We start from the raw sequence: 17014 nt of genomic DNA, 5'->3' as shown, positions 1-17014 counted from the left end.
GGAAAATCATCCATGAAAACTCTAGCCAAAATATACGTCGCTTCAGCACTTAAACAAGCTCAAAAAGGTGAAATCAAAGTCACTTTCAAACAGGATGAACTGGATTACTTGTCTGATGAGCAAGTAAATAAGTTAAATAATACATATAAATTATCTGGTGTTGATAATACTAATATGCCCGAGGAATTGATTTCTGAAACATTAAATCAATTAAAAAATGAAATTCAGCAAGAATTATCATCAAGCAATGATGTAGAAGCGGCCTATGCAGGGTTTTATGAGCTAGGAGCTCTTGAGTCAGACGAAACACATCTCTGGAAGAAGGGTGAAGATAAAGAATGGAATTAATTAAACAGATTTTAAAGAAGCGTCGCATTGACGAGACATGGTTCGAGTATGACGAAAGTGATATTCTTGACCCTAAGACGATGCTCAACTTAGACAAAGCATTCAAGCGCATTGATAAAGCGATTAAAAAAGGTGAGAAGATTGCAATTTCAGCAGATATTGATCCCGACGGAGTTACTTCGTCGGTTTCTCTTTATAAGGGACTCTTACACTTCGGAGCAAAAGAAGAGAATGTTCGAATCCTTCGACATTCACGGGGTAAGGGGCATGGTATCAAGTATCAGGCAGAGCAGATTGACGGAGAAGACTTGTTGATTATCTGTGATTCATCTACAAACGATGTCGATACGTGCGAAGAATTGTCCGACTGGATGGACATTATTATCCTTGACCACCACGAAGTTGAAGAAAAGAATCCTCATGTGCTGCTCGTTAACCCTCAGCAACGTGGTTGCGGATATAAAAACAAACATATCAGTGCAGCTACGGTCGTCTATCATTTGATTCAATTGTTTGATGAAGCATACGAGGACTGGTTCGCTGATCAGATTGTCGATTTGACAATGCTAGGTATGATTGCCGATGTTGTAAATATGAAAAAGAAGAGTAATCGCGCTATCGTTAAGAAGGGCTTAGACAACATTCAAAATGTCGGGTTGTCAGAGATGGTTCGTAAGAAGAACGCTTTCTCTCAGTCATTGAAGTCTTCTGATATTGCCTTTAATATTATTCCAGCGATTAACTCAGCCTTACGGTACGACGAAGAAGAAAAGGTTTTTGATTTATTCCTAGAAGAAGATTCTGCGGTGGCTCGGAAGATTTCAAATTCATTGTTCTTACAGGCACGAAAACGCAAAGAAGCGTTGACTAAAGCGTTAGATGATGTCGAACTGTTATCGAGTGAGAACGTAATCGTAGGATTGATGCCTAGCGATAAGGCGAATAATTCATCGCTGAACGGTGTTATTGCTCAAAAACTTGCTTCAGAGCACAAGCGCCCTGCCATCTTAATTAGTGAGAACAATACATGCTACGGCGGATCGTTACGTTCATACAGTGGATTTGACTTACGAGAATACTTAATTGAATCAGGATTATTCATTTTCGTCTCTGGTCACGCACAAGCAGCAGGTATCCGGTTCGAGAAAGAAAACTTGGACAAGATTTTACAATACATCAAAGATAATTGGGTTATTCTTGAGAAGGTTGTTCGTTATGATCTAGAAGTAAATGAACTAACGGCCGAAATGATTGCAGAGATTTCTGCATTGAATAAGGTGACAGGAAACAGCTTTGAATCGATTAAAGTGAAGTTAAATTCTCCGGTACATCAATACGAATTGTTCGGAGCAGATAAGAATCATGGCCGTCTATCGATTGAAGATTTTATCGCGGTTAAGTTCTTCGTTTCCGAGGGTGATGCGATCAACGAGATTAAGCCAGGAGATACGGTAGAAGTCATTGGAGAGCCATCTGTTAACCGGTGGTATCATGGCGGACAAAAGAAAGTTATCGTTGACCATCAAATTCTAATCGATGAGGTGCATAAGATTGAGTTGGGATAAAACATGGATGGAGTTTGCGACAAGGATTGCTGAAGACCATAGTAAATGTGCAAGCAAGCAAGTAGCCTGTGTCATCGTAAAAGACGGCAAACCAATCAGTATCGGGTATAACGGAACGATTTCAGGGACGCTAAACTGTAATGAGTTGTTCGAAAAGCAGTCAGGTGGTCAGTTTAAAGTACGTATGGACGTCATCGAGGATAAGAAATTGTACGAAGAGTTTCTAGATGTTTACATGGAAACACATTTAGACTTAATGGATTTATCGGGGTTCATCTCGAAGTTACATACACGACTAGATAAGCAAGGTTTCGACCAGGCAGAGACATATAAGATTGCTGAATTAAATTCGAAGTTGATCCGACGTACATATCGAGAGAACAATTTAGGTATTTCTCGTCACTTCACAGAAGAATTAAGACGTGAACGTGAACTAGACTTAGCAAAGCGGACGGTTAAGAGTCTATTTGAGATTTGGCTGACGCACCCTGATAAGATGGTTCATCATGAATGGTCAAAGCAAAATGAAGTTCATGCAGAGATCAATGCTTTAGCAAAGCTCGCTGCAAGCGCGGAGAGCGCAAAGGGATCTGTGGCCTACGTTACATTGAGTCCATGTCGCAACTGCGCGTTAGCGTTAATCCAGTCAGGTGTGGAACGTGTAGTGTTTAAAGAGTCGTATTCAAAGAGTTCAAGTGGAGATCTGTTTACGATGTCCGGGACAAAGTTAGAAAAGTTTAAAATTCTTTAAAACAAAAAGTATACAAGTGATAAATGATATGGTATATTATTTACAGGAGCTAGAAATGCTCTGGTAGATAGTGTCCCATATCATTTTTGATTAGGAGGAAGAACGATGAAATCGGTAGATCAGATACTCAGCGAGATCACTGTAAGCAATTTTGATTACGGTGAGGCATTGGATAACTTACTGAGAGAAGCAAAGAAAGATCAAGATTCTTTAGTATCGCAACTTAGTAAGATAGATCGACTGCAAGAAGACGTATTACATATTATCGAATTGGATAATTTAAACGCATCAAAAATTATGCAGCAAGCATCCAATTTAAAGAAGATTCGCAACAAGCGCCGTGACATCAAGAAACGAATCGAAGAATATGATTCAATTAAAAATCACCTAAACAACATCAAGAAAGATGCCACAAACGCAACAGATAAATTCAAACGTACTAAGATTCGTTTGGGTCAGAGTAGATATGTCTTACGAGAGTTTACAAGTTACAAGGCACAAAATGAAGAAGAGATTATCTCTAGACATGAGGTGAAAGCATGAATGTCGTAAACTTCAATACATACAAACAAGAGAGAATTAAGAAGCAAGAGGGTCGGGCTAAAGCAGATCTAGCCATATTGAAGTTATTAAATGATGTTTTGGGTCAACTTAATAAAACAAATAATAAATAATGGAGGTTAATATATGATGAAAAAACTATTTATTGCTGGATCTTTATCTACTGCAATCTTTTTAGGAGCTTGTGGTTCTGATTCAGAAGAATCAACAACGTCAAAAAGTGATATTGAGTTTTACGTAGATCAATCAACAAACTGTCAGTATATCATTTACGATGGATACAACAGTGGAGCTATGGTTCCACGAATGAACGCTGATGGAACTCAGATGTGTAGCGAATAAATAGTCAATTTTATCAGATTGGGAAACTTAAAAAATGCCGAGGGGGTCGGTAAAAATGAGAAGTCTAGAAGTGGTGAAAAATCAAAGAGATGCGCTTATGGAAACTCTTAGAGAGTTTGAGACCGTAAAAGACATTCGAGGATACGACAATAAAGCAAAATGGAAAGAACAGATTACTGAAACCGAAAAAGCAGAACGTACTTACGTTATGTCGTGCATCTACGGCTTAAGAAATCAGATTAACGCTCTCACGTTTGTCTTGAATGAAGACATTGATCTTTATGATTTCACAGAGGTTCGCGGAAAGAATCGTGAACTTGGCATTACAAAAGACGGTGTCCTCAAACCTTAATGTGGTCGAACGGCCGATGGTCAATTTGATAAGGAGAGATAATGAGATGAAGAGATTATCAGAACTAAGCGACAACATGTTTTTATTTAGTCACAGAACAGATGAGCTTGTGATTGCTAGTAGTGTTCGAGAGTACATCGAGTGTGGGGAAGAGAACCTTGGTGAGTATCATACGATTAAGTTCCTGGACGGTGGAGCAATTTCACTTGTTGATCCTGTAGATATTCAAAACTAATAATAATCAATTTTAGGAGGAGTTTGAATGAATATGCATTGGGACTGTCCTACTTGCGGGGTAAAAGTAAAATTTGAAAAACAAATGGGTGATGTCTTTGATTTAGGCGGGTCATCAGATTTTGATCCGCAGTTAGGGTTGTGGCTTCACGCAATTGAATGTGATAAATGTGAATCCTCGTGGAATGTCAGTATTTCGAAAGTTCATATTAGGAACGAAAGCTGTGAAGATAATGTTTGATGGTGTTACTGATGAATATTGCAAAGCTTGCGGAGAGCAGTTGAAGTCGAGCAATACTTCTCCTGACTCTCAATATAATGAGATGTGTCAAACGTGTCATACGGACATGTACGAGTCTTAAAAAACAATTTAAACAGAGGAGACAAAACGATGAAAGCATTTTTAGTAACTAATGAGCGTATGAGTAAATATAACACCGGGAAAAGAACGCAGCGCGTATTTGCCGAAAATGAACAAAGCGCAAAAGATTACGTAGGAGAAACATCTATTAATAAAATTGTGAATGTTGAAGAAATCTCATTAAAAGACGTCCGATTAAGTGATCTGTCAGTGGCAGAACTCTTTAAATTGTTAGGAAAAGATTAATGAATTACGAAAATAACCGATAAAAGTCTAATTTTAGCTGATTGAAAAATTTAAAAAAGACCGAAGGGATTGGTAGAAATGAGCGTAGAGAAATACCGGAAAAAACCTGTGGTGATTGAAGCTGTTAAATTAGAGGACGAGTATAAGTCGATTGTAGAATCCATCGAGTTTGTTTATTCGATTGGTATGGAGACTAGCGAATGGGGAATGAATAGCACTGTAAGGAGCGTCAAAGAAGATGGTGGCTTCTCAATTGAAACGCTCGAAGGAAATATGTTTGCTAAATTCGGCGACTACATTATTAAGGGAGTCCAAGGAGAATTCTATCCGTGTAAGCCCGATATCTTTGAAGCGACATATGAAAAAGCTGCAGAATAACAATCAATTCGAAGATGATACAATTAAGAAAAATTTAAAAGAGGTTGATCAAATGAAAATGAGAGCGAAATGTATTCGATCCTTCGTAGAAAACAACAAAGAGATAACAACTGTTGGCCTTGTCTACAATGTTAACCATGGGTTAAGTGGATACTATTTGTTGGACGACTACGGAGACATCCTTTATCTCGACATGAAATATTTTGAATGGGTATAAAACTTTGATTTTAGAGGGGAAATCGATTAAAAAAAGTGCCATCCCTTGGTAAAAATAAAAGGAGGAAAATGAGATGAAGAAAATTAAAGTAGGTAAAAAAGCCGTGTTGTTTAAAACTAATCAAACAGAGAAAGAATTCTCATACAATGAAGATATGCCTAAAACTGGAGAGATTCTAAAAGTCGTATCGATTAATGGAGATCAGGTGATTGCATATTCAACTTCAGATAAATACATGATTCAGTGGCAATTTAGCATCGAAGATCTTAAGCGAGTTAAAAAAGAAACGAAAGGCACTAAGATCGAGGATAACAAATCAGAGGAAATTAACGAAACTGAAAATAGTGATATCTTTGAAATTGGTGATATTGTTCAAATCACTGGAAACAGGGAAGGAAGTATTAACTCTATTGGAGATGTTGGAGTGGTTAGCGAATTAGATGAGTTTAATAAACCTGCAGTCCGAGTCCATGTCCCAGGGAAAGACAATGAGGCTAACTGGTCTAATGTTGAAGACGTTGAGGCATTAGGATTAGTAGGCAGCATCAAATAAAAAGTCGGTTTTAGTTTGTTACAAATTAAATAATACATATAAAAGGAGATAATAAAAATGAAAAAACTAATCACGGTAGGCAAAGTATTATTGCAAGGGTTTGTATTGGCGGCAATCTTAACACACTCTAAGGGCGGTTTCGTTAGTATCGATAGTCTTTGGATTTTAATCTTAGTTGGACTGTTTACCCTTAATCAAGTTCTTTGGGTTAAAGGAGATTCTAGTCTCGCAACAATTAAAATCACAACAGAAATTAACAAATCAAAAGAATAAAAATCTACTTGATTATTTTAAAAACAAAATAGTACATATGAAGAGGTGCTGAAATGAATCTTTTCGAAGCTCTTGAAAGACGAGACGAACTGAAAAAGGATATTGAAGAAATTAGCCGGTGGCATTTCAAGCAGGTATTTGAATCAACAGATTCACCAAAAAACAAAGAACTTTGGAGTGTAATCGCAGATTTTATTAATGGATTAGATGTCGAATATCGCGCTCTAGAAAAAAAGATTAAGGAAAGCACTGAAAATATTGTAATTACTGAGTAAAAAATAAATACATAGGAGTGAATATGATGAGCTACCCAGATTTTTATGATGATACTGATTTCTACACAGAGGCCAGTGAGTTTGATCGGCAAGTAGACGAGTTTAAAGAATCTCTGATGAAGGGCGTCAAAGCAGAATTTCTTGAAGAAATGGAGAATTTACGCAAGGAAAACGCGGAGCTGCAAGAGGTTAAGAGTAATCTCAAATCAATCAAGGAGAACTATGAACGTAAAGAGCGAGACTTAAATGTCAAAAAGCAAAATTTAGAGAACCAGGTACGACGAGAGCATCTTTCTAAATTGATGGATAGTATCAAAGTTATGGCATATACTGTCGGACACAGTAATAAAAAATTACTAGAGAAATGTAATAAATGTAACAACGATCGTCGTATTTATTACAAAACTCCTTTAGGGAACGATGCTTCCGAGAGATGCGATTGCGATAAGTCGGTTTCTCAATATGGGCCAGTTAAAATTCCATTGGTGACAATGAATTTAAAATCCAACAATGAAATCCGAGTCTGGTATCAAGTTAAATACGAAGACACACGAGATGAATATCTCAATTATTACGAAGACTCAATCAATGGAGATAAAATGATTCGATCACTAGATGAATTTAATATCGAAGATCGTCTTTATGGAAAACTCTTCGAAACAGAAGAGTTATGCCAAAAAGCATGTGACTTAGTTAATCAAAGAAATCTAAAGACGAAAGTAAGTAGACAAGAAGTTGTTTTTGAAGATGAAGAAGAGGAATAAAAATCTGTTTTTATAGGATTTTACTAATTAAAAAATACATATAGGATGGGGATATTTAAAACATGAAAAAGTACGATTCGATCTTACGCTACGGTAAACGCGAAACACATGCAGTATTAGAAGGAAATCCAACAATTATGATTCAAGAAAAGATTGATGGCGCAAATGCCAGCTTCGAACTTGTTGATGGTGAGGTATTCGCATTCTCTCGTAACATGCAGCTCAGTGAATCAGAAGGGCTTCGAGGATTCTATCAGTGGACTCAAGCTAACATCGATCCAACAAAGCTCCAGGAAGGAAAGGTTTATTTCGGTGAATGGACAGCACCTCATAAGCTGAATTATGGGGAGCATCATCATAAATTCTTCTTGTTCGATGTATTTGATCTTCAGACTGAGAAGTACGCAGATTTTGATACGGTTTCGGAAGTAGCAAAGCTATTAGGACTACAGACAGCACCATTATTCTATCGCGGAGAGTTTCAATCAGTTGAACATATTCAGTCGTTTGTTGGTCAAAGCAAGCTAGGAGAAGTTGGAGAGGGTGTAGTAGTTAAGAATCCAGTATACGTTGATCGTCATGGTGGAAACGTGTATCTGAAGTTTGTATCTGACTACTTTAAAGAAGCTCATTTCTCGAAGCAAGATAAACCAAAGAACAGCGGAGATTCACTCCAGGACTTCATTAACGCAACTCTCACAGAGAGTCGAGTATCTAAGCTTATCGGGAAACTCGTTGACGAAGGTAAGATTTCTGAAGACTACGCTATCGAAGACATGGGAACGATTTTAAAAAGTCTTGGTAATTCAGTATTCGAAGACATCATGAAAGAAGAGCAAGATCAGTTATTTAAGACGCTCCGCAAGAAATTGAGTCGCAATGTACCGGTCGTAGTTAAGAAAGTCTTAGTAGCGGAAGGTCGAGCATAAACCATATAAGGGGATGACTAAATGCCAAAGCTAGTCGTATCACTCAAGAATGGTAAACAGTTAGAGTCAAAAGATTGTCCTTTCGTACAAGCTGTCATGTGGCGAACCAAGCTGCAGAACGGTGAAACAATTATGCTACCGACAAAGAATGGCCTAATGAGGGTTAATGGGAAGTCGGTAGCATTTCCCTCTATTGAGGAATACATACTGCTAGATACTAGTCAGGCTGCGTCATGCATGATGCTGGAGCCATACATGCACTTCAAGAACGAGCTAGGCGAGACTTATCAATATAGCAGCTTATCAGGAGATTTTGAGAAAGCTGAGAGTCACGGAAGACAAGTGGTTTGGAAGGTAGATGCGCTACCGGATAGTACTTGGATGCGAGTAGGAAGAGATACAATCATTAATACATATAGCGTGGTTTAAACAGAGGGGGCGAAGTATGAAAAGATATAAAACAGAAGAGATCACTGTAAAAAAAGAAACCTTATACAAAGTTTTATGTGATGAATGTAAGAAAGACATCAGCGAGTCCGAAGATAATCTTTACTTTGAGGTTCAAACAGGACATTCTCTCTGGGGAAATGATAGCTATGAAAGTAATAAAGAAAAAGATTACTGTTCTAAAGAGTGTTTAAGGATTGGTTTTGAGAAATATGCATTAGATGCCTATAAGACTGATCGATTCGAAATTGAATGTGTACGCAAGTAATAAAACTAAGATTTAGCGGAGAGGAGAAATTTGTATCTACGAGAAAACAGCAGTAATTGATGGACATGAAATTCAATTTAAAACGATTTTTTTTAATAAATACATGGCTTTATTTTTAAGTCACTATTACGGAGATCCTAAAGACATTGTGGACACAGTACACCTGCATGTCAGAAAGATAGGCCTTAGAATTTCGTATGCTCACGATGGATGGATCAATAGTAAAAATAAGAAGAGCATCAAATTCCAAATTGAACTAAAAAAAGATAAGATCGAGATGTTTCTATCTAAGTTCGCAGTTGTGCTAGAGATCAACTAAAAGATTGGTTTTAGTGGGAAATGAATAATAAAAAATACCGAAGGGAACGTGATTTTTAAATGTACATCAAAGACAATCAAGAGAAAATTTCTGGTTTAACGGCGATTGACCATATGGTAAAAGGCAAGCTCACATATTCTCCAGCAGGAGTCATGAGACGGATCAATGATAACAAACTAGAGCTTAGTTATGACGGGATTCTCTGGGAAGAATCGCGAATGTTATTGGCAGAATATCTGAGTCCAAACAATGAATGGTATGCAGAGCCGGTATTTGATGTTCGAGAAGAATTACTTAAACGTCCAGGAAAATGGGTGGCAAAGTATTACAGCGAAGACATGGATCGATGGGAATATATTGGATTTGATACGAAGGAAATGTCTATAGTTGCAGAAACTGATATTAACGCCGAAGTGTCTTTTATCAAAAGCGCATGGTTGCTAAACAAACACGATTTAAATAAAGCAGTTCCTCTTGATCAAAGTGAAGAGCTAGCATTGAATTTGAAATAAATAAAATAAAACATAAAATTTATTGGAGGTAATACATATGAGAACATTTATCTTATTAACAGTGAGCACGTTATCCGGGCTCTATCAAACATTTGTATTCATGAAAGCATTTAATTGGTTTGTATCCCCAACGTTTGATGTGCCTACTCTCGGTTATGGTTTAACAATGGCATTAACACTCACTTTATCTCTTGTATCTGGAATGAATCGAACATTAGTAGATCATCATTATGAGAACAATAGAATGAATAAAAACGACTTGTTTGAATCTGGGTTAAGCATCATTATTGGTCGAGTTGTTTTGGTGTCAATCGTCTTTGTCATTCTTTTAATTCTAAAGGCAACAATTTAACAAACAGGGAGGTATATTCATGAACCGAGAACTAAAACATTGCAGTGTCTATAAGCACTATAAGGGTGGATTGTATTATGTAATGGGAGAAGCACAAAGCACAGATGATTTGTCAGAACTGGTGGTATATCACGCATTAGATGAAGACACGGAAACTTGGGTTCGACGGAAAGAAGAATTTTTGTCAGAGGTAGATGAATATGTTGTCAATCCTACGGGGCAGAAGTATCGATTTGAACTATTAGAGGGGGAGAATAATTATGAAACAAACTAAGATCATCTCAGGATTCCCTGGTGTTGGGAAGAGTACTCTATTTAAACAACAAGAAGACATTCTAATCTCTGACTCAGATAGCAGCATGTTCTCTTGGATTGAGCCAGGTGTACGTCACCCGGACTTTCCTGGGAATTACATCAACCATATTAAGAGTCTAATCGGGAAGTTGGATTTTGTATTTGTCTCTTCCCATGATGTAGTTCGGGAAGCGCTAAACAGAGAGGGGCTTGATTATACTATTGTTTATCCTTCAAAGAAAATTAAAGAAGAATATATTCAGAGATATATTGATCGAGGGAACAACGAAGAATTCGTAAAATTATTGGAATCGAACTATGAATCATTTATTAATGAAATTGAAAGAGAAATAAAACCCAAGTTAATCTCTTTAAAGAAAGGCCAGTATCTTTCTGACGTCTTGGATAAGGTATAAAAAGCAGAATTTACAGGGTAAATAGGAAAAAATAATCCCCTTCCCTTGAGACTTTTTTATTTAGGAGCGGCCATTGCGGTCGCTCTTTATTGTGCTTCCTGGATATCTAATATCTGAGTAGATAGAATATAGATAGTGTCTTTCGTAGTCTTCACTTTGCAGCTAGATGGGCTATTTTCTATAACCACGCCAATTACATCATTTACTGTATCTCTATCTCGATAGATGATTGAGACGTAAAGACTTTGCTCGTAAGCCGTATTCAGTCTCCATTCCACCTGTTTTAAAGGCATTGAATCTACGAGGCCATATTTAAGCTGTTGATTATACTGATCCTCAATGAACATTTTGTATTGCCTTGGTATATTTTCATTATTCATGACCTGCTCGAAGTGTTTTCGTCTCATAAATAGCTCCTCACATTGACCTCTTTAGCAAATAACTGTAAGAATTTGTATTAAATATTTGAGACAATGAAATAAATAATACAAAAATAGAGGTGTTCTTATGAAAAAAGTGTTAATTGGATTGATTACTATTCTTATTGTTCTTGGTGGAGCTGGATATGTCAAAGGGTATGTTCCGAACACTCCGGCATACAAGGAAAGAATTGCTCACGAGGAATTAATGGCCGGACTTAATAAGCTGGATGAGATGTCTGAAAAGATCAATGGGAAGTATGTCTCAGAATATATGACGAGAGACAAGGCCGTTGCTATGCAGGACGAGTGGGTTAAGGTTTGTCTGGATTTGAAAGAAAACAGTTCTGGCGACGAAGAAAGCAAAGCGGTAGACTCTATTTGCTCATCTTTAGTCGGCAATATCATGACGATTGAGTCATTCTCTAGCAATAATGGATCTGAAGATATTGGAGCCAATCAATTAGTGGTGATTAAAGAGATGGCCAAGGGTGTCGATTCAGATGCAAAAAACTTTATGAGAGTCAGTAATGACGAAGACGCTGTTAAGTTCGTAGAGAAGAAGTTTTCAATGTACTCGGACAGATTCTAATTAGACAGGGAAACCTGTCTTTTATATTCTTTTAAAACAAATAGTATTTATTGTTTACATATGTTTTGAAGGGTGGTATATTAAGTACAAGAGATACAAAGCAACGCAAAATACGTCATTAAATTAAATAATACGAGGTGAATAAAATGGGTGTGAGACGAAATGGAGAGCCGTACACAATGGAAGAAATGATTTTGTTATCGAAGATTGCAAAGCATGAGCGGTCTCCGTACGGAATGATTTCTGATTTTGCTTATCAGTATGAACGATCACAAAAAGCAGTCAAACAACAAGTGAATTACCTACGGAAGATGAAGCAGTACCAGTTTTACCTTGACGCACATGAAAAACAAATGGCCGTATAAGGAGGAAATAATGATGAGAAAGAACATGTTTGAGAAGATTGAAGTAACATGGGATACGAGCAATGAGATGGATAAATTTACTGAAGCGGAGAAACTGATAATACGAGCGCTGAACCTTTATAAGCGCGGAACGCTGCAACGACAGATAGAGACAATTGATGTCGCAAAAAGGTTAAAGCGAAGCTATAAGTCAATCTACAACGAAAGCATCGGGAGCGGTGGGAATCGTCCTGATCGCAATAGGTACGGAGTTAGTTGGGCATTAGTGAATGAAGGAAAAGAATACAGTGCAGAAGAACTGATTTTGATGTCTAAGATTGCAGTACATAAGCGAGCTCCGCAAGGAAGCGTGACAGACTTGGCAATGCAATACGGTAGAACACCTTGGGCTATGACGTTTAAGATCAGTCAGTTGCGAAAAAGTGGTGAATGGAAGAATTGGTTAGAAGTAGAAAGAAAACAATTTGTTCGGGGGTGAAGGAATGTTTTTCACAGTAACGGGATTAATGATTTTCATTGTGGTGACAGTAGCATGTTGGAAAGATGTTGAAACGGACTAAAATATAGATTTGAAGGGATGATCGAGATGAGTAAAGTAACGCTTTATACATGCAAAAATGGATATCAGTTATTTAAGGCGGGGAAAGACTTTGCGGCGAGTACAGAAATGCAGAGCGAGTTTGATTATGTAGTCAAAGCTCCTCGTGAGAACCTTTTAAAGATTGATCTTGAAGACGGAATTGATTGTTATGATGTGATTAATCTAAATAGTGTAACAGTAACTTCACGCGGACTTGTTGAAAGCAATTAAAATTCTACTTTTAAATAAAATAATACATTGGATGTGATTAAATGAATCGTGATGATCAATATCGTTACACTCTCACAAAAGAGACGCTTACAGTCGCTTTAGCAATTATGGTAGATAGAAGCATAATCGCAATCAGTGACTTGGATCGAGTGGCTGATGATATCGGAGCGATTCATGGGTTGCTGTCTGAGATATTTATGTCTACGAAAGTACTAAAATGAACATTTTAGCGGAAATAGGAGTTTGAGAAATACCGAAGGGGTGGGGCTTTTTGAAAAAAGAGAAAACGTATGAAATGAAGAATATCGAGTCGGTGGTCTTCAAAAACGAAGATGGAGAAGTTTTATTCAAAATGGAAAATCCTAAGTTTGCAAGCTGCGAAAATGCTAAGGAATTAGAGCATGATGATGATTAAAACGATAGAGGCCGACATCACTAAGACAGACAGAAACATTATAGTTCAACAGGTGAATTGTAAAGGCGTGATGGGAGCGGGTTTAGCACTTCAATTGACCTGGAGATTTAAGCATCTAAAGAAAGAGTATCAGAGTTATCGAAACAGGATGCTAGAGGGATCTTTGGCTGAAAAGGACTTACTAGGATTGGTTAATCCAGTGAAGGTCGGCAATCACAAGTACGTCGTAAACATCTTTGGTCAAGTAGATATACGCAGAGGTCAAAGTGATAACCGAGTTTTCACTGATACCGCAGCACTGATGAATGGAATACAAATAGTTAAGAAGGTTGCTACTGAACGAGGTTACAGCGTGGCAATCCCTACATACATCGGCTGCGGGTTGGCCGGGGGAGATTGGAAAGAGATTAAGCCACTGATTGAAGCAGTGTTTGAAGGATCAGACGTTGATGTCTGTTTCTATCATTATAGAAAATGAAAGGATGAGAAAAATGAAGATCGTTAAGAAATCTAATTTTGATCTCGATGTTTATTTAGAAACAGTTGTCGCTGAAAATGTCAATGAACATTACGGAAAAGAGCTTGTTAAGGCGTGGCAAAATGAGCATTGGAACGGGAACTGCCAGGACTATTTAGAGTTAGTAGAAGACGATTATGTTCCATACGACGGATACAAAGAGATGTACGGCTGATGGAATTAAATCTCACTAAAGATATGGATGCAGCGTTGGATCGAATGCTCAAGTTTTATGATGAAGAAGGAATTGAATATTCATTTGGAGAGCCGGGAACCGGCAGATTGTTAGTTACAGACGGTGATGAGATTTTAGGAGAACTAAAGCCAGTTGATGTAGAAGAATACTTAGGACATAAGGGGAGTGCCGTTGATGGCTAAGATTGAGTTTATTGGGAGTCTACCTACTCCTAAAAAGGAGAACTTACTCAGACAAGGAGACTTTGTGTTCTGTGAAGCTAAACCAGGTGCACTAGACTTCTGGGGAATCGTCAACCAGGGTGTCGGAATCATTAGTATTAATGGTGGCAGCGATAAAAATATCAGTGGAACAGATCTATATTTAGGCGAAGAATACTCTCACTGGAGAGTCGTAAAGCGAGTACCTTGTGGAAAAATGAAAGTAACTCTTGAGGAAATCGAATAAAAAGTAACTTTTAGGAGGAATACATATGGAAGAGCAGAGTAAGAAGGTATTGGAGTTTCTAAAAGAGGTTGAAGAAGTTAGTAAGAAGCATGGTTTATCTCTAGGCCATGAGGATTATCATGGAGCATTTACTGTTGAAGAATATAGTGAATATAATACCCAATGGTTACAACAAGCTTTTGATCATACTGATTACGAATAAAAAAGTAATTTTAGGAGGATGAAGAAGATGAGAGTACCAAAATTTCGCGCATGGGAACGAGCTCTTAAAGAGATGATTCCAGTTCATAATATTAACTTTGAAACAAAAATCATCAACGCAAGAGGTGCGTGGCGAACATTTGATGAGATTGATCTTGTAGAGTACACGGGAGTTAAAGATATGAAAGGTGTGGAAATTTGTGAAGGAGACATTCTCTATTGCCCTGAATACAAAGATCGTATCAATAACCGGATCGTCAAATTCGAGCATGGGCAGTTCATTGGTGTGCTGAATAACGGTTATAGCAAGCCTGTAAACCAATTAACATGGGACATGGAAGTTATCGGAAATATTTATGAGAATCCAAATTTGTTTGATCAAAACTAAAAGATAAATTTTATCACTAAAGGAGAGACGATTAGATGGTTAAGAAGTTGAAAGAATTGAACGAAAGTGAAAAAACTGTTTACAACTATATCCTCAAAAGCGTTAACGATGATGGTAGTAACCTAGTAACCGTTCTGACGGAAATTGAAGAGTTCTATTCTGCGATTGACGAAAAAGTTTTAGACGCATTTGAAGTTGTCTCAGAGATTGAAATGGTGAACATTATCAACCTAGTATCGTCTAAAATTTTAAAGAAACACGCTTCAAATAAATAATAATCTAAAATATAAATTTTATTACTAAGGAGAGCGATTGGTAATGGATAAAGTAATTGAGTTTTTAAGAGAAGAACTAAAGAAAAACAAAGAAAGTGAAAATGCACTTGATTTTGTTTATGCCATTAAAATATTAGAAAATCAAAAAATGATTGATGAAATTAAATCTAAAATATAACTTTTATCACTAGGAGATGAAAATATGGGTGTCGAGAAGAGATTTGATTACGACAGTGATTCAATTTTGATTAAAGAAGATTCTTATAAAATCTTAGGAATGAGAAAGATTCAAGATGCAATCGAATCATTTGAAAATGGTAAGAAAGAAGCCAATGTAATGTTTGGTCTTAACGAACTAATCAATATTAGACGACTTCTAATATTGGACACAATCCAAATGGATTTGTTGCGAGATGGAATTATTGAGAGAGCAGATATTTATAAGGTGAATAAAGAGACAAAATTATGATTTTATGAAGGAGATGTTATAGTTTGAGAGAAAAATATATCTTAGCTAGACATGGTGAAGAAATGGTGGGTACTAAATTTCAAAAGTATTTTGTATCTAACGGTGACAGTCATATTCTTACAACCTACACTGATTGGGATTCGGTAAAGGTGTTTGGTAGTTTAGATGAGGCATTAGAAAAAGTGAAAAATTTGATACAAAAATATGATGAATATGGATGGTATGCACTAGATTATGAACGATGGAATGACAAATATTAAAGTGAACACTATTTTATGAGGTGAATGTAATGAGATTATTGGATTTGCTTTTAGAGATTGACCCTAGTTTTTCTGACACGCTTAATGACGAAAGATATCCTTACTCTAAAAATATCATACGAAAACGCATTGAATCAAATTTAGACCAAAAACAATTTGCTCAAAAGTTGAATGTTAATTTTGAAACTTTCCTAAATTTAGAATCATGCAATTTAGATATTGAGATTGAATTGTATCGTGAAGTGTCTGACAAGGCGGATAAAATAACAATTTGATCGGAGATGATCAGCATGGATTTGCTTAGTGGGATATTAGAATCAATAAACAATGAATGGACTAATCAAAAAATAAGTTACTCTGGTGACTGCAACAATGCTCTAACAACTGTTTTCTTAAAAAAATCGCTTGCTGAAGACATCAAATCTAACGGCTGCGATATTCCTAAAGAATTTGATCCTAATAGTTTTAATAATATTGAAGACGGAACATATTTTGAAATTAATGTCGAAGTCAGAGATCAGAAGGAGCTTATAGAGTATCACTATGAATAAACATGAGAAGTGGGAGTCGCTACAGTGCGATGATGATGAGGGTTTATGTTGGTCTTGTGGGTGTCCAGTTTACAGCGATGATTCCTACTCTAATGAAACCTGCGAATGCGAAGAATAAAAGAACACATTTATGAGGAGATGCAACATGAAATACACAAGTGATTTTATTAAAAAGAGAATTAATCATGTTCAAGAGCATATTCAAAAACTTAAGTACAACAATAGCAAGAGATCTTCTGAGATTAAAAACTTTCACGGAGGATGGAACTTGGGATACTGGGAAGGTAAGTTATCTATTTATGAAGATTTGCTTGAAGAAATTGAAGGGGAAAAATTTTAAATCGAGTAAAA

At 36.8% G+C, this 17014-nt stretch carries 41 protein-coding genes; 40 read left to right on the top strand and 1 reads right to left on the bottom strand.

Annotation, left to right across the window (positions count from 1 at the left end; all coding sequences use genetic code 11):
• Window positions 1-12: 12 nt before the first annotated feature.
• From KNP96_RS14425 to KNP96_RS14325, 21 genes are all read left to right on the top strand, one after another.
• Window positions 13-348 carry a hypothetical protein gene (locus tag KNP96_RS14425; protein WP_214771506.1) on the top strand — a complete coding sequence of 112 codons (336 nt, stop codon included), beginning with the start codon at window positions 13-15 and terminating at the stop codon, window positions 346-348.
• A complete protein-coding gene (locus KNP96_RS14420) occupies window positions 339-1913 on the top strand; it encodes a DHH family phosphoesterase (RefSeq protein ID WP_214771503.1) in 1575 nt (524 codons plus the stop codon). Before KNP96_RS14425 ends, KNP96_RS14420 begins: the two co-directional genes overlap by 10 nt.
• Complete coding sequence (locus tag KNP96_RS14415) at window positions 1900-2664, top strand: deoxycytidylate deaminase (RefSeq protein WP_214771500.1); 765 nt, start codon at window positions 1900-1902, stop codon at window positions 2662-2664. The genes KNP96_RS14420 and KNP96_RS14415 overlap by 14 nt, the downstream gene beginning before the upstream one ends.
• A gap of 105 nt (window positions 2665-2769) precedes the next feature.
• Complete coding sequence (locus KNP96_RS14410; protein ID WP_214771496.1) at window positions 2770-3207, top strand: hypothetical protein; 438 nt, start codon at window positions 2770-2772, stop codon at window positions 3205-3207.
• 144 nt (window positions 3208-3351) lie between these two features.
• Window positions 3352-3567 carry a hypothetical protein gene (locus KNP96_RS14405; protein ID WP_214771494.1) on the top strand — a complete coding sequence of 72 codons (216 nt, stop codon included), beginning with the start codon at window positions 3352-3354 and terminating at the stop codon, window positions 3565-3567.
• A gap of 55 nt (window positions 3568-3622) precedes the next feature.
• On the top strand, window positions 3623-3919 hold the full coding sequence (locus tag KNP96_RS14400; RefSeq protein ID WP_214771491.1) for a hypothetical protein: 297 nt from the start codon (window positions 3623-3625) through the stop codon (window positions 3917-3919).
• 46 nt (window positions 3920-3965) lie between these two features.
• Complete coding sequence (locus KNP96_RS14395; RefSeq protein ID WP_214771488.1) at window positions 3966-4154, top strand: hypothetical protein; 189 nt, start codon at window positions 3966-3968, stop codon at window positions 4152-4154.
• A gap of 27 nt (window positions 4155-4181) precedes the next feature.
• Window positions 4182-4394: a hypothetical protein gene (locus KNP96_RS14390; RefSeq protein WP_214771485.1), complete on the top strand. Its 213-nt coding sequence runs from the start codon at window positions 4182-4184 to the stop codon at window positions 4392-4394.
• 150 nt (window positions 4395-4544) lie between these two features.
• Window positions 4545-4760, top strand: coding sequence for a hypothetical protein (locus KNP96_RS14385; RefSeq protein ID WP_214771482.1), 216 nt, complete (start codon window positions 4545-4547; stop codon window positions 4758-4760).
• A gap of 78 nt (window positions 4761-4838) precedes the next feature.
• The gene (locus KNP96_RS14380; RefSeq protein WP_214771479.1) at window positions 4839-5138 is read left to right on the top strand and encodes a hypothetical protein; all 300 of its coding nucleotides are present in this window, start codon (window positions 4839-4841) and stop codon (window positions 5136-5138) included.
• A 290-nt stretch (window positions 5139-5428) separates the two neighbouring features.
• Window positions 5429-5908 carry a hypothetical protein gene (locus tag KNP96_RS14375; protein WP_214771476.1) on the top strand — a complete coding sequence of 160 codons (480 nt, stop codon included), beginning with the start codon at window positions 5429-5431 and terminating at the stop codon, window positions 5906-5908.
• A 57-nt stretch (window positions 5909-5965) separates the two neighbouring features.
• Window positions 5966-6181 carry a hypothetical protein gene (locus tag KNP96_RS14370; protein ID WP_214771473.1) on the top strand — a complete coding sequence of 72 codons (216 nt, stop codon included), beginning with the start codon at window positions 5966-5968 and terminating at the stop codon, window positions 6179-6181.
• 53 nt (window positions 6182-6234) lie between these two features.
• Window positions 6235-6456, top strand: coding sequence for a hypothetical protein (locus tag KNP96_RS14365; RefSeq protein ID WP_214771470.1), 222 nt, complete (start codon window positions 6235-6237; stop codon window positions 6454-6456).
• A gap of 26 nt (window positions 6457-6482) precedes the next feature.
• Window positions 6483-7220 carry a hypothetical protein gene (locus KNP96_RS14360; RefSeq protein ID WP_214771467.1) on the top strand — a complete coding sequence of 246 codons (738 nt, stop codon included), beginning with the start codon at window positions 6483-6485 and terminating at the stop codon, window positions 7218-7220.
• A 62-nt stretch (window positions 7221-7282) separates the two neighbouring features.
• Window positions 7283-8149: an RNA ligase family protein gene (locus tag KNP96_RS14355; RefSeq protein WP_214771465.1), complete on the top strand. Its 867-nt coding sequence runs from the start codon at window positions 7283-7285 to the stop codon at window positions 8147-8149.
• A 21-nt stretch (window positions 8150-8170) separates the two neighbouring features.
• Window positions 8171-8578 (top strand): hypothetical protein, encoded by a 408-nt coding sequence (locus KNP96_RS14350; protein ID WP_214771463.1) that lies wholly within the window; start codon window positions 8171-8173, stop codon window positions 8576-8578.
• 16 nt (window positions 8579-8594) lie between these two features.
• Window positions 8595-8864: a hypothetical protein gene (locus KNP96_RS14345; protein WP_214771461.1), complete on the top strand. Its 270-nt coding sequence runs from the start codon at window positions 8595-8597 to the stop codon at window positions 8862-8864.
• 378 nt (window positions 8865-9242) lie between these two features.
• Window positions 9243-9695 (top strand): hypothetical protein, encoded by a 453-nt coding sequence (locus tag KNP96_RS14340; protein ID WP_214771459.1) that lies wholly within the window; start codon window positions 9243-9245, stop codon window positions 9693-9695.
• 37 nt (window positions 9696-9732) lie between these two features.
• Complete coding sequence (locus KNP96_RS14335; protein ID WP_214771458.1) at window positions 9733-10047, top strand: hypothetical protein; 315 nt, start codon at window positions 9733-9735, stop codon at window positions 10045-10047.
• A gap of 19 nt (window positions 10048-10066) precedes the next feature.
• The gene (locus tag KNP96_RS14330) at window positions 10067-10321 is read left to right on the top strand and encodes a DUF1653 domain-containing protein (RefSeq protein ID WP_214771456.1); all 255 of its coding nucleotides are present in this window, start codon (window positions 10067-10069) and stop codon (window positions 10319-10321) included.
• The gene (locus KNP96_RS14325; protein ID WP_214771454.1) at window positions 10308-10757 is read left to right on the top strand and encodes a hypothetical protein; all 450 of its coding nucleotides are present in this window, start codon (window positions 10308-10310) and stop codon (window positions 10755-10757) included. Before KNP96_RS14330 ends, KNP96_RS14325 begins: the two co-directional genes overlap by 14 nt.
• Window positions 10758-10843: 86 nt before the next feature.
• Here the strand turns inward: KNP96_RS14325 and KNP96_RS14320 are convergent, their stop codons facing one another.
• Window positions 10844-11164 (bottom strand): hypothetical protein, encoded by a 321-nt coding sequence (locus KNP96_RS14320; protein WP_214771451.1) that lies wholly within the window; start codon window positions 11162-11164, stop codon window positions 10844-10846.
• A 100-nt stretch (window positions 11165-11264) separates the two neighbouring features.
• On the opposite strand from KNP96_RS14320, the gene KNP96_RS14315 reads away from it, so the two are divergent.
• The 19 genes from KNP96_RS14315 to KNP96_RS14230 all read left to right on the top strand — a co-directional run bounded on the left by KNP96_RS14315 (window position 11265) and on the right by KNP96_RS14230 (window position 17003).
• A complete protein-coding gene (locus tag KNP96_RS14315) occupies window positions 11265-11768 on the top strand; it encodes a hypothetical protein (protein WP_214771449.1) in 504 nt (167 codons plus the stop codon).
• A gap of 179 nt (window positions 11769-11947) precedes the next feature.
• Window positions 11948-12133 carry a hypothetical protein gene (locus KNP96_RS14310; protein ID WP_214771447.1) on the top strand — a complete coding sequence of 62 codons (186 nt, stop codon included), beginning with the start codon at window positions 11948-11950 and terminating at the stop codon, window positions 12131-12133.
• 13 nt (window positions 12134-12146) lie between these two features.
• Window positions 12147-12611, top strand: coding sequence for a hypothetical protein (locus KNP96_RS14305; protein WP_214771445.1), 465 nt, complete (start codon window positions 12147-12149; stop codon window positions 12609-12611).
• A gap of 108 nt (window positions 12612-12719) precedes the next feature.
• Entirely contained in the window at window positions 12720-12944 is a 225-nt protein-coding gene (locus tag KNP96_RS14300; protein WP_214771443.1) for a hypothetical protein, read from the top strand.
• Window positions 12945-12985: 41 nt separating this feature from the next.
• The gene (locus tag KNP96_RS14295) at window positions 12986-13165 is read left to right on the top strand and encodes a hypothetical protein (protein ID WP_214771441.1); all 180 of its coding nucleotides are present in this window, start codon (window positions 12986-12988) and stop codon (window positions 13163-13165) included.
• 50 nt (window positions 13166-13215) lie between these two features.
• Entirely contained in the window at window positions 13216-13359 is a 144-nt protein-coding gene (locus KNP96_RS14290) for a hypothetical protein (protein ID WP_214771439.1), read from the top strand.
• A complete protein-coding gene (locus KNP96_RS14285; protein WP_214771434.1) occupies window positions 13346-13837 on the top strand; it encodes a macro domain-containing protein in 492 nt (163 codons plus the stop codon). Before KNP96_RS14290 ends, KNP96_RS14285 begins: the two co-directional genes overlap by 14 nt.
• Before the next feature lie 13 nt (window positions 13838-13850).
• Window positions 13851-14051, top strand: coding sequence for a hypothetical protein (locus KNP96_RS14280; RefSeq protein WP_214771431.1), 201 nt, complete (start codon window positions 13851-13853; stop codon window positions 14049-14051).
• Complete coding sequence (locus KNP96_RS14275; protein ID WP_214771429.1) at window positions 14051-14254, top strand: hypothetical protein; 204 nt, start codon at window positions 14051-14053, stop codon at window positions 14252-14254. Before KNP96_RS14280 ends, KNP96_RS14275 begins: the two co-directional genes overlap by 1 nt.
• Window positions 14247-14519 (top strand): hypothetical protein, encoded by a 273-nt coding sequence (locus KNP96_RS14270; protein WP_214771426.1) that lies wholly within the window; start codon window positions 14247-14249, stop codon window positions 14517-14519. The genes KNP96_RS14275 and KNP96_RS14270 overlap by 8 nt, the downstream gene beginning before the upstream one ends.
• 25 nt (window positions 14520-14544) lie before the next feature.
• Window positions 14545-14721: a hypothetical protein gene (locus tag KNP96_RS14265; protein ID WP_214771424.1), complete on the top strand. Its 177-nt coding sequence runs from the start codon at window positions 14545-14547 to the stop codon at window positions 14719-14721.
• A 27-nt stretch (window positions 14722-14748) separates the two neighbouring features.
• Window positions 14749-15108, top strand: a complete 360-nt coding sequence (locus tag KNP96_RS14260) for a YopX family protein (protein WP_214771421.1) — start codon at window positions 14749-14751, stop codon at window positions 15106-15108.
• Window positions 15109-15143: 35 nt separating this feature from the next.
• On the top strand, window positions 15144-15383 hold the full coding sequence (locus tag KNP96_RS14255) for a hypothetical protein (protein WP_214771418.1): 240 nt from the start codon (window positions 15144-15146) through the stop codon (window positions 15381-15383).
• Between the two features lie 43 nt (window positions 15384-15426).
• Window positions 15427-15561 (top strand): hypothetical protein, encoded by a 135-nt coding sequence (locus tag KNP96_RS16880; RefSeq protein WP_285801461.1) that lies wholly within the window; start codon window positions 15427-15429, stop codon window positions 15559-15561.
• A gap of 24 nt (window positions 15562-15585) precedes the next feature.
• Window positions 15586-15852 (top strand): hypothetical protein, encoded by a 267-nt coding sequence (locus KNP96_RS14250; RefSeq protein ID WP_214771415.1) that lies wholly within the window; start codon window positions 15586-15588, stop codon window positions 15850-15852.
• A gap of 23 nt (window positions 15853-15875) precedes the next feature.
• Window positions 15876-16112, top strand: a complete 237-nt coding sequence (locus KNP96_RS14245) for a hypothetical protein (protein WP_214771412.1) — start codon at window positions 15876-15878, stop codon at window positions 16110-16112.
• A 29-nt stretch (window positions 16113-16141) separates the two neighbouring features.
• On the top strand, window positions 16142-16387 hold the full coding sequence (locus KNP96_RS14240) for a helix-turn-helix domain-containing protein (protein WP_214771409.1): 246 nt from the start codon (window positions 16142-16144) through the stop codon (window positions 16385-16387).
• 15 nt (window positions 16388-16402) lie between these two features.
• Entirely contained in the window at window positions 16403-16663 is a 261-nt protein-coding gene (locus tag KNP96_RS14235; protein ID WP_214771406.1) for a hypothetical protein, read from the top strand.
• 145 nt (window positions 16664-16808) lie between these two features.
• Entirely contained in the window at window positions 16809-17003 is a 195-nt protein-coding gene (locus KNP96_RS14230; RefSeq protein WP_214771403.1) for a hypothetical protein, read from the top strand.
• Window positions 17004-17014 lie beyond the last annotated feature (11 nt).

Source organism: Exiguobacterium sp. s133 (assembly GCF_018618595.1).
Lineage (GTDB): Bacteria > Bacillota > Bacilli > Exiguobacteriales > Exiguobacteriaceae > Exiguobacterium_A > Exiguobacterium_A oxidotolerans.
Note: the sequence above shows the minus strand (reverse complement) of the source record. Positions and strands in the feature narration are given on the sequence as shown.